Here is a 10,886-nt window from a genome sequence, read left to right on the forward strand (position 1 = left end):
TTTTATTCTTCTCCAATCAAGCGCAATAAGTAATGACCGTATTCGTTCTTTTTAAGTGATTGTGCCAAATCATGCACTTGTTCTTTGGTAATATAACCCATACGGTAGGCAATTTCTTCTAAGTTTGCTACTTGCACATTTTGCATACGTTGAACGGTTTCAATGTATTGAGCAGCTTCTAACAAGCTCTCATGTGTACCAGTGTCCAACCAAGCAAAACCACGTCCCATAAGCTCAACAGACAAATCGCCGCGGTCTAAGTAAGCCTTATTGACATCAGTGATTTCCAGCTCTCCACGTGGACTAGGCTTGATATTTTTAGCAATTTCTACTACGTCATTGTCATAGAAATAAAGTCCTGTAACTGCATAGTTAGAACGTGGTTGTTCTGGTTTTTCTTCAATAGAGATTGCATTCATATTGTCATCAAATTCAACCACACCAAAACGTTCTGGATCTTTCACTTGGTAACCAAAAACAGTCGCTCCTTTTTCCTTTGAAGCAGCCTTTTGAAGCATTTTGCTAAGGCCTGGTCCATGATAAATATTATCACCTAAAATCAAAGCCACATGGTCATCACCGATAAAGTCGGCACCAATAATAAAGGCTTGAGCCAAACCATCTGGACTTGGTTGCTCAGCATAAGAAAGTTTGATGCCAAACTCCGAGCCATCACCCAACAAATCCTCAAAGCGAGGAAGATCTGTTGGTGTTGAGATAATCAAGATATCCTTGATACCAGCTAGCATGAGGGTTGACAATGGATAATAAATCATGGGTTTGTCATAAACCGGCATGAGTTGTTTAGATGCAGCTCTAGTCAAAGGATATAAACGTGTACCAGAACCACCTGCAAGGATAATACCTTTCATAATGAGTTTCCTCTCTTAAATGTATTCTCCTTATTTTACCATTTTTGAAAGCGGATGTCATCCTTCAAGAAAGAGAGCATTTTCATTCAAGGCTTTTCATACTTAATAAAAATTAAAAACGGAACCAAAAATCTGCCAAGATAGAACTGTTGTTATCTAGGCAAACTGATAAAATAGACGCCTAATTTTAAAAAAGCATCTGCTATCTCAAAGCCACATCCAATACCATCATCAGTACAAAGCCCACCATGAGACCTAAAGTTGCAACATCTGTATTGCCATTTGTCTGAGAATCTGGTATCAACTCCTCCACGACGACGAAAATCATAGCTCCCGCCGCAAAAGACAGGGAATAGGGTAGAATAGCCGTCATTGAACCCCAGTAAAAAGCTTTAAGACGCGATTCCCCGTCTGTCCGTATAGGAATGGACAAGGCTGCTCCTTCCGGCACATTTTGGAGACCGATTCCCAGAGCCAGACCTACAGCTCCGATAAAGACTTCTGGGCTGGAATTGCTGGATAAGACACCAAAGGTCACTCCTACTGCCAAGCCTTCTGGAAAATTGTGTATGGTAATAGCCAGAAAAAGCAGGGCCGTTTTGGACAGTTTATTCCGGCTGTGCTCCGGCAGACTTTCTGCCTCAGATACATCCTTCTTGCTAAGGTGTAAATGAGGTACTACCGCATCAATAAAGCGCAAGAAGAAACCACCCAACAGAAAACCAAGGGCGGCTGGCATCCAGGACCACACTCCATAGTTACCTTTTGCATACTCAATTGAAGGCTGCAAGAGCTACCAAAATGAAGCTGCAATCATGACACCAGCTGCAAATCCCATCATAATATCCAGCAGCTTACGACTGACTGTTTTAAAGAAAAAGACAACCGCAGAGCCTACAATGGTGCAGCTCCATGTAAAGAGTCCCGCCAAAAAAAGCCTGCAGCACCACAGGCTGCTCCTGCAACCAGTTCATAACAACTTCATCTCCTCATTATCTTTCATCATACAATATCGTCTTGGTTTCTTTGATGCAATGGTTCTCTTCATCCCAATAGTGAATCCGCTCAAAGGAGCCTTTTCGCCAGTACAAAGGAAGCCTATCTCTGATGTCGGCCTGCATAGATATTGAATCCAGTTCATCAATTGACCACCATTTTGGCTGACCTTCTCGTGATTTTGTTAGTAGTTCTCCTTCAAAATTCTCACATAGAAAATCATAATAGACATAACGCTCTGCTTTTGTCGGATTGGTAAAACCTGAAATGCCTTTAAGCTGTAAATTCAAAGCTATCAATCCTGTTTCCTCTTTCAACTCTCGCACAGCTGCTTCAAAAAAAGATTCTGGAAACTCAACTTTCCCACCTGGTTGAATCCAGCCTTTAAAATCATCATGCTGGCGGTTAAGCAAAAGAACTTTGTCCCCTTTTTTCACACAAATATTAACCCAATTTAAAATTTTTTCTGTCATCTATTTCTCTTTCTTAATATATCTTTCAATAGGATAATCCGCTGGATTTAAACTGCCACTTTTTCCCTGAACCATCTGAGCTAAATGATATCCGATGAGAGGACCCGTCGTCAAGCCAGAAGAGCCTAAGCCACTAGCTGCAAATACCTGCTGAAGATCTGGTACCTGACCAAAGAAGGGAGAAAAGTCACTAGTATAGGCTCGAATTCCGACCCGTTCGCTCATTCTGTTTGCTTGAGACAAGCTAGGAAAATAGTAAAAAGCTTCCTGTTCCATTTTATCCAGCAAGTCTTGATCCACTCTTAAATCATAGCCCATTTCATTTTCGTGAGTAGCGCCCAGACTGATTTTGCCATTTTGAAAAGGAATAATATCTAGCTCTCCTTCTGGCATGACCACTGGATAATCATTTGTCACCAGACCAGTCTGATAATCTCGTAATTGACCTTTTTGTGGACAAACATCCACTTGATAACCTAGTGGTTTCAACAGCTCAGGCAACCACGCTCCTGTTGCTAATATAACTTGATCAAAACAAGAACGATTAATCCAGCAAGCATCATCTCGAATATCCAAATTTACTTTCTTTTGGATTAGGTTTGCACCACTAGCCGCAAGCAGAATCTGAGTCAATAAAGAACCGTCCACGCGTGCTCCTCCAGAAGCATAGAGCAGCCGGTCAAAACCTTGAAGCCCCGGAAAGTACTCCATTGCTTCCGCTCGTGAAAATAACTGCAAGTTACCAATTAGTTGCGACTCATGCCGCCGTTGGTTTGCTAACTCATAGAGCGTCTCCAGACTTTTCTCTTTTTTCTTCAATAAAAAGACGCCAGTTTGCTGATAAAACTTCGTTGCAAAACCGTCCTTCTGTAAATCAGCTATCAAATCCAGATAAAAATCTGCTCCCAGTCGTGCCATACGATACCACGCTTTATTACGCCGTTTGGAAAACCATGGGCTGATAATACCAGCTGCTGCCTTGGTTGCCTGACCTATTCCATGATCAAAAATGGTCACCTGAAAGATAGAATTTTTCGATAGATAATAAGCAGCAGTCGATCCGACAATCCCTGCTCCGATAATCGCTACTTTTTTCATACAATTTCCTACTTAGATATGTTTAAACGGATTTGTAGAAACCTGACTGGCTAAAAATTCAACTTCCCAACTCTCTTCTACTTTCCAGTCTTGAAATTTTTCAACTAATTTTTCTACAAAGAGCACTTCTATATGGTGACCCGGATCCAAAGCTAGAAGCCCCTCGCTCAGCATATCCTGTGCTGTATGGTAGTAAATATCACCTGTAATATAAAGCTGAGCGCCCTGTGCTAAAGCCTCCTTGTAAAAGGACTGACCACTGCCACCACAGATCGCCACTTTCTCAATCATTTGCTCCAAATCCACATCCGAATAAGTCACCAAACGCAAACTATCCAGACCAAAAGTTTCCTTAACCTTGCCTGCAAATTCTCCAAAAGTCTGAGGTGCAATCTTGCCAATACGACCAATGCCGTGTTCAGGAACCGTTTCGCTAAGATAATCCGTATCAGTGATTTCTAGTAGATCACAGAACCAGTCATTGAGACCGTCATCCACAATATCAATATTGGTATGGCTGACATAGACTGCAATATCGTGCTTAATCAGATCGATGTAAATCTGATTCTGAGGTCGGTCTACCACTAAATCCTTAATAGGCCGAAAGATCGGTGCGTGCTTAACCAAAATCAAATCTACATCTTTTTCAATCGCCTCTGCAACTGTCTGCTCGCGGATATCCAAAGCTACCAGTACTCGCTTAACTTCCTTATTCATAGTTCCAATTTGCAGTCCACAGACATCTCCCGTCATGGACAGATCCTTAGGACAGTATGCTTCATAACGGTTAATAACATCACTTGCCAGCATGCAGTACCTCCTTGATTTGCTTGATTCTTTGGGACATAGCAGAGCGTTCCGTTAGATTTTTCTCGGGGATTTTAGCCAAAGCTTTTTCCAGCTTGTCTACTTCTCGCTGCCATTTATCTAGAAAAACAGCTGATTGCTCTCTCATTAGATAAGGTCCGAAGCGTTCTTGTTCAGCATTCAACACTTGATGCCCCTGTTCAGCTATCATTATCTCGTAAAATTTCCCATTTTCTTCCACAATAGCTTCTTCTGTAATTTGAAAATCATGACCACACAACCACCTGCGAAGTTCATCTTCCCGATTGTTAGGCTGAAGAATCAGACGCTTAACAGATGCCAATTTCGCACTGCCATTGTCTAAAATATCTGCTATCAATCGTCCTCCCATCCCTGCAATGATAATAACGTCAATCTGATCTTTTTTATCAAAAGCTACCAGACCATTTGCCAAGCGGACAGAAATTTTATCGGACATGTGGTTATCGGCCACATTCGTCACCGCAGACTGATAAGGTCCCTCAACAACTTCACCAGCAATGGCTGAGGAAATTCTCCCCTGCTGAATTAGATAAATCGGTAAATAAGCGTGGTCACTTCCTACATCCAAGATTTTGGCATCCTGTGGTACAAAACCAGCCACTTTTCTCAAACGTTTTGAGATATTCTTTACTTGCATGATAACTCATTTCTAAAATAATCGTTTCACTTAGTATATCATTTTTAAGGAACTAAAAAAAGAGTCTATTCCAAGAGAATAAACTCCGATTTCTTAATCTCGCCACAAATCCATAGCCTTCAAAAAATCATCCGAGACAGTGATATTTTGTGGATTTGTCGCCTCACGCTCTTCTCGCTTCGCTTCTACCTGTGCTACTGTTGTAATGCCTTCACGGCGCCAATTCCGTAAAATAGCTTGGATGTATTTCCAGTTTGCCTTTCCATTAAAAACAGCTTCACGAAGAGCAGCAGTAACAAGTTCAGGACTGGTCTTGTCATCTTGAATCGTCTTTGTTAAATCCTCGATTTCAAACGGTGTCAAGAGACGACCTAATTCTTGCTGAAAAGTCTCAACCAAGTCTTTTAAAACATTCTGAGAAATAGCTTGCGCAACGCTTGAGTGATTCTCTACAATTTCATCCAATCGTTCAAGCGCTGGCAGTGCATCAAAAACTGCCTCAATTTCACCATTGAGGGCAATTGTTTTATATTGCAACAATCCTTTTTCTGTCAAATTTGACATAGAGCGATTGACCTCTGCAACGGATTTCCCAATACTTTCCGCAATCTGAACAGGAGAAATCTCTTCTAGCGACGTTGTATTTTGCAAATAGAAAAATTGCCAGACCAAAAAGTCATCACTATTATCAAATATCTCATGAAAATGAAAAAGAAGCTCAGTTGGCAATACTAAATTGCCCGTCTTATACGCTGATAAATAAGTCATAGCACCTCTTATAAATAAGCAAACAAGGAAGCGTCATTTGCTGCATTTTCCCAGTCAAATGGTGTTTCTTGATAAACAGCATAATTAATCCAATTGTTGAAAAACAGCGCCGCAGCCAGATTCCATCGTAAACAGGGGACTGAAGTAACGTCATCATTTTTGAAATAATTTTCTGGAATACGCGGATTCAGCCCTTCGTCTACATCACGCAAATATTCTTTTGCCAAGGTCTCGCGGTCATATTCCAAATGACCAAAGCTATACACTTCGCGAAGATCACGACTTGCCACAACGGAGGCATCGACTTCTTCTCCACAAGCTAAAATTTCCAAATTACTCTTATTTAAAATATCCTCTTTGCGAACTTCTGTATACTGCGAATGAGGAGCTGCGTATTCATCATCAAAACCACGAAACAGCAAATTTGGTTTTTCTGGTGTGGATTGACTATAAATACCGGACAACTTGCGCTTCATCTGGTGTTTGGCAATGCCATAACGAGCATAAAGAGCCGCTTGCGCTCCCCAACAAATATGCAACGTTGAGTAAACATGCGATTTGGACCAGTCAATAACTTGTCGAAATTCTTCCCAATAATCTACTGCTTCAAAAGGCAAATGCTCGACTGGCGCTCCAGTGACAATCAAACCGTCAAAATAACGACCCTTGATCTCATCAAAAGTCTTATAAAACGTCTCCATATAGTCCGCATGTGTCGTTTTGAAGGTATGAGAAGTCATATAAAGAAATTCAATCCGAAGTTGCAATGGCATATTTGCTAAATGACGCAACAACTGCGTTTCTGTTACTAGTTTTTGCGGCATTAAATTCAAAATCAAGATATTCAGAGGACGAATATCTTGGTGTTCTGCACGCTCATCATCCATGACAAAGATATTCTCAGATCCTTAAAATGTCAACAGCTGGTAATTTCTTATCAATTTTAATAGGCATGAAAATATCTCCTTTTACGTTCTGCTTTTATTATACTGAAAGGAGATATAGTTTTCAATTATACTTTTTTTACAACAAGATATAGCTTTTACTTATACCTTAATAATGCATGAGAACTTTGTAATCGTAGTTACCAATAGCTTCGCGTCCCTTCAATTTATCCAATTCAATAAGGAAAGCGCAACCTGCAACGATACCACCTAAACGTTCAACCATTTCAATTGTTGCTTTAACCGTTCCTCCCGTTGCAAGAAGGTCATCAACAATCAGTACGCGTTGTCCAGGCTTGATAGAGTCTGCGTGCATTGTTAAGGTATCTACACCATACTCTTTTTCATAACTAGCTGAGATAACCTCACGAGGCAATTTCCCAGGCTTACGTACTGGAGCAAAACCAACTCCAAGCTCATAAGCTACCGGACATCCAACAATAAATCCACGCGCTTCTGGACCGACAATCATGTCAATTTTCTTGTCCGTAGCATATTGGACAATTTCACGAATGGCATAGCTGTAGGCATTCCCATCTGCCATTAATGGGCTAATGTCACGAAATAAAATCCCTTCTTGTGGGTAATTTTCAATGGTTGCAATATAATCTTTTAAATCCATAACTGTCTTTCTATCAAAAAGTTTTTACTCTCTATTATATCATGTTTTTTAGGAAATGGGGCAGAAAACATACTTGCTTTCAAAAAATAGTCACAGCACAGTCATTCTCGTCTTTTGCTATTTTAAAATAATACTTGCAACAATTGGACTGACAATCACATACATAATCCCTGTCACCCCAATAGCTAGACCAGCCATAGCTCCTGCAACTTGTCCGTATTTAAAGGCTGTCCCTGTCCCAACAGCATGTCCCGTTCCTCCAAGAGCTAAGCCTACTGCAACAGGATCTTTGATTTTTAAGATTTTTAAAACAGTCGGACCGATCACACTTGTCAAGATTCCCGTTGCAACTACAACTACCAACGTCACTATCGTCAGCCCTTGCATTTTATCTGTAATTCCAACCGCCATAGCTGTTGTTACTGATTTGGGAAAGAGTGAAATTGCTAAGAAAAAATCCATTCCAAAAGCCTTGGCGACCAAGGCCGTAAAACTAGTATTCACTACTACCGCTATAAAAGTACCAATCAAAATGCTTCTAGCATGGTGTTTCATGAGATGAAATGTTTTATACAAAGGAATTCCCAGTGCAACCGTTGACGGCACAATGAGATTATTCAAATACGCCCCGCCTACGTAGTAATTCTTGTAAGAAATTCCTGTCAATTTTAAAAATACAATGACAAATATGGTGGCTAGAAGTAAAGGGGTTGTCAAAGGATGCGGAAATCTGCGAAAAATCAACATTCCTACCAGATAAGCAAAGATTGATAAAGCCAAACCAAATAAAGGATTGCCCCACAAATTAGACATTTCTTGTTTCTCCTTCTCCGTAATCTCCTTCAAAGCGATTTTTGATAAAATGAACAACCACGGCAATGACAACCACATTGATCACAATCGCTCCAACAATAATCAAAACAATCGGCAGCAGATAAGGCGCAATGACATGAAATTTATCCATAATTCCGACCGCTGGCGGCAAAAATAGAATCGTCATATTGGCTAATAAAAAATTTCCCACCATACTCACATGCCGCAATCTGAAAATTTTAAATTGCAAAGCCGAAAAAAGAAGAATGAGGCCAATAATGCTTCCTGGAATAGGCAAATGAAAAAGATAGGAAATCCCTTCTCCTATCAAAGAAATCGAAAAAATAATCATCAATTGTACGTATAATTTCACAAGAAACCTCCAAACTTTCTAGTAACAGTCTACTACTTTTCAGAAAAATTTCAATATTTTTCAAAAAAATAAATGAGTGAATCCGTTCTCTTCACTCATTTTATCTTCTAGTAAGGAAAAAACGCCACTAACGAGCGTTTTGTAACAAAACGGAAGACATGGGATTCGAACCCACGCACGCTTTCACACGCCTACTGCGTTTCCAACACAGCCTCTTAAGCCTCTTGAGTAATCTTCCATATTTAACAATGGAGCCGGTGGGGGAATCTGAAAGATTATAAAATCAGTATTCTCCCACTTTGTTGTATCCTTTTTTGACTCCTTACAAAAATTTTAATCATTTACTTGTAAAACAAGTATATCATATTTGATGAAATCGTCAAGCTGTTTCAAAACATCTTTCCCAAAGGCATTTAAACAAAAAGAGCCGTCGCTCGGCTCTAAAATATTCTGTCTTGTTTTTCTAACTTTTTGGGTAAATTTTGGGTGACAAAAAGCAAAAAGCCGATAATACAGGCTTTTAGAGAGGATATATATGATAACCAAAGGAAAAGCCCGTAAAATCGGGCTTTTTTGATTTTCCGTCAGGTTAAATCAGGCTAACTTTAAAAATATTTTGGGGCGAATTTGGGGCGGACTGTTTTTCCTACCTTATTTTTTGCAAAGTAATTATTTCTATTTTCATGATTTTTTATACACAAAAAATCGATCTATCATCATTGAAAAGTTCTTAAAATATTTTAGTTTTTATGACAAAACCTCTCTTGCATAGCTATACAATTTTTCGGCAGTCAATAACGTCATTTTATCCATGCTTGTTTTACCACTTCTTAAATCAGCTACAGTTGACCACGGAATCTCTGCTCCTTTAGCAATTGAGCTTGTACTTTCATTACTTTCAAGTAGTTTTTGGATTTCTTCTCTCATTTTGGAATTCTTTCTGATTTCACTTTCGTTTATCCTTTAGGATTACTATAAATACAAAGAACACGAGTACGAATATTGGTAAATATTTCATTTTTTCGTTTGATATGATATAATCAAAGTAGGAGCAGGGGTTTTCGCCCCTGACCTACAGAGCCTACTTGAACCGCTTAGATTTCGACCTTTTGCGTTCTTTTGGCTCTTTTTTTATTGCCATGATAACACTTGCAATCCCTGTCAACAGGGTTCCGGTTGCTACCATTAAATCGGCAATCTCTGATATTTTCATATCTTTCCTCCTTTCTGATTATATTATATCACGGTACACCGTGAGTGTCAACACTTTTTCTCAAAAAAATCAACTTTTTTAAAATAGCCCTTAAGAAGGAAATCTTGCTATAAGACGCTAGTTTTCATAAACATAAAATAAAAAAGAGCCCTAGCTTAAATAGCTAGGACTTATGTGTTTTATGTTTCGGATCAATGCGTGTAATGTTAAAATATCCATCAGAATTATAATAACCAAATATCCGAAATGGTTGATTATCTTTTCCATAATGTATCACATCTCTACCATTAATTTCTTGTTGTATCTGACCTTTAGTTCGTAGGTATAATTTATCAACAATAGAGATCGTTAAATTCTTTCCGATAGTCTCATCAATAAATTTATGCAAATGTTTAATATCTGGATTTTTTAAGTCTTTAAAACAAAAATTATTGTCTAATTGTTCGCAAATTGCGAGTTTAAAAAGTGTTTCATTTTTAGAATTAGTTAAGCGAGTTCCTTTTTCAGATGAAACCCGCTTTTTATCAGTTAAGTTTTTCAAAAAAATTAATCTCCACTATAGATGGAAAGATAGTACTCTCTCATATCTTCGGCTGAAATTTCATTATCGCTAGGTTCTGTCTCGTTCAAGCCTTTTCGAGCGTTTCTCCAAGGAGTCTCACTATGTGTCAAAGCTTCTAATTCATTAGCCGATTTATCACCATATGTCATCCAAACAGACCATAATAAGTCTAATGCCTTAGGCTCAAATGTTGATGAGTTATCTTCGATTCTTTCAATATCATTCCAACCATATTCTTTATACTTGTTATAAAGTTCTGGAGATACAGGACCGTGTACCCATGCTTCGAAGTGTGTGTCATTTATAAGTGAACAGTTAAATAATGCATGGCACCATGCTTCGAAATAATAAGATAATTTTTGTAACTTTTTAGGAGTCATTGATTCTTTAGACAAAAACCATTCAGAAACATCAAAAATACTGTATCGTTTCATTTTATTACTCCTCCTTTTATATAATATTTTTATTATATATTTGAATTGTAACATATTTTTAAAATAAAATATAAAAAAATTTATTTTTTTGAGCAAATAAAAACCCCTAGCTTTTTTGCTAGGGGTTACTTGTTTTATTTAAAAAGAGATTTTAGCCATGCAACAAATGGTCAACACTCCAAACGGAGAGCCAAACTCGACCGCTTGCTGCAAGTGTAACGTGTCGCCAATA

The 10,886-nt window shown here is 38.7% G+C and carries 13 protein-coding genes, 1 tRNA gene and 2 pseudogenes; all 16 read right to left on the reverse strand.

Going from position 1 to position 10,886, the window contains the following annotated elements:
* Window positions 1-2: 2 nt before the first annotated feature.
* The gene (rfbA, locus tag HMPREF2574_RS02135; RefSeq protein ID WP_003025214.1) at window positions 3-872 is read right to left on the reverse strand and encodes a glucose-1-phosphate thymidylyltransferase RfbA; all 870 of its coding nucleotides are present in this window, start codon (window positions 870-872) and stop codon (window positions 3-5) included.
* A gap of 202 nt (window positions 873-1,074) precedes the next feature.
* A pseudogene (locus HMPREF2574_RS02140) lies at window positions 1,075-1,846 on the reverse strand (ZIP family metal transporter).
* 18 nt (window positions 1,847-1,864) lie between these two features.
* On the reverse strand, window positions 1,865-2,341 hold the full coding sequence (locus tag HMPREF2574_RS02145) for an 8-oxo-dGTP diphosphatase (protein ID WP_070812138.1): 477 nt from the start codon (window positions 2,339-2,341) through the stop codon (window positions 1,865-1,867).
* Window positions 2,342-3,439, reverse strand: a complete 1,098-nt coding sequence (locus tag HMPREF2574_RS02150; RefSeq protein ID WP_070812139.1) for an NAD(P)/FAD-dependent oxidoreductase — start codon at window positions 3,437-3,439, stop codon at window positions 2,342-2,344. It lies immediately after the preceding gene.
* A gap of 12 nt (window positions 3,440-3,451) precedes the next feature.
* Window positions 3,452-4,249, reverse strand: a complete 798-nt coding sequence (locus HMPREF2574_RS02155; RefSeq protein ID WP_024051879.1) for a Nif3-like dinuclear metal center hexameric protein — start codon at window positions 4,247-4,249, stop codon at window positions 3,452-3,454.
* Window positions 4,236-4,925 carry a tRNA (adenine(22)-N(1))-methyltransferase gene (locus HMPREF2574_RS02160; RefSeq protein ID WP_070811249.1) on the reverse strand — a complete coding sequence of 230 codons (690 nt, stop codon included), beginning with the start codon at window positions 4,923-4,925 and terminating at the stop codon, window positions 4,236-4,238. The genes HMPREF2574_RS02155 and HMPREF2574_RS02160 overlap by 14 nt, the downstream gene beginning before the upstream one ends.
* A gap of 93 nt (window positions 4,926-5,018) precedes the next feature.
* Window positions 5,019-5,693 carry a DnaD domain-containing protein gene (locus HMPREF2574_RS02165; protein WP_003025231.1) on the reverse strand — a complete coding sequence of 225 codons (675 nt, stop codon included), beginning with the start codon at window positions 5,691-5,693 and terminating at the stop codon, window positions 5,019-5,021.
* A gap of 8 nt (window positions 5,694-5,701) precedes the next feature.
* Window positions 5,702-6,647, reverse strand: a pseudogene (gene metA / locus HMPREF2574_RS02170) (homoserine O-succinyltransferase).
* 99 nt (window positions 6,648-6,746) lie between these two features.
* The gene (locus HMPREF2574_RS02175; protein WP_049513622.1) at window positions 6,747-7,259 is read right to left on the reverse strand and encodes an adenine phosphoribosyltransferase; all 513 of its coding nucleotides are present in this window, start codon (window positions 7,257-7,259) and stop codon (window positions 6,747-6,749) included.
* 117 nt (window positions 7,260-7,376) lie between these two features.
* Entirely contained in the window at window positions 7,377-8,072 is a 696-nt protein-coding gene (locus tag HMPREF2574_RS02180) for an LrgB family protein (RefSeq protein WP_024051883.1), read from the reverse strand.
* Window positions 8,065-8,445: a CidA/LrgA family protein gene (locus HMPREF2574_RS02185; protein ID WP_024051884.1), complete on the reverse strand. Its 381-nt coding sequence runs from the start codon at window positions 8,443-8,445 to the stop codon at window positions 8,065-8,067. The genes HMPREF2574_RS02180 and HMPREF2574_RS02185 overlap by 8 nt, the downstream gene beginning before the upstream one ends.
* A gap of 150 nt (window positions 8,446-8,595) precedes the next feature.
* Window positions 8,596-8,683 (reverse strand) — tRNA-Ser (locus HMPREF2574_RS02190).
* A 509-nt stretch (window positions 8,684-9,192) separates the two neighbouring features.
* Complete coding sequence (locus tag HMPREF2574_RS02195) at window positions 9,193-9,372, reverse strand: hypothetical protein (protein WP_039677487.1); 180 nt, start codon at window positions 9,370-9,372, stop codon at window positions 9,193-9,195.
* Window positions 9,373-9,526: 154 nt separating this feature from the next.
* On the reverse strand, window positions 9,527-9,658 hold the full coding sequence (locus tag HMPREF2574_RS10760) for a hypothetical protein (protein ID WP_257374128.1): 132 nt from the start codon (window positions 9,656-9,658) through the stop codon (window positions 9,527-9,529).
* Between the two features lie 163 nt (window positions 9,659-9,821).
* Window positions 9,822-10,199, reverse strand: a complete 378-nt coding sequence (locus HMPREF2574_RS02200; protein WP_070812140.1) for an MAG6450 family protein — start codon at window positions 10,197-10,199, stop codon at window positions 9,822-9,824.
* A gap of 5 nt (window positions 10,200-10,204) precedes the next feature.
* Window positions 10,205-10,654, reverse strand: a complete 450-nt coding sequence (locus HMPREF2574_RS02205) for a Panacea domain-containing protein (RefSeq protein ID WP_070812141.1) — start codon at window positions 10,652-10,654, stop codon at window positions 10,205-10,207.
* Window positions 10,655-10,886 lie beyond the last annotated feature (232 nt).

The organism is Streptococcus sp. HMSC034E12, from assembly GCF_001835915.1.
GTDB lineage: Bacteria > Bacillota > Bacilli > Lactobacillales > Streptococcaceae > Streptococcus > Streptococcus vaginalis.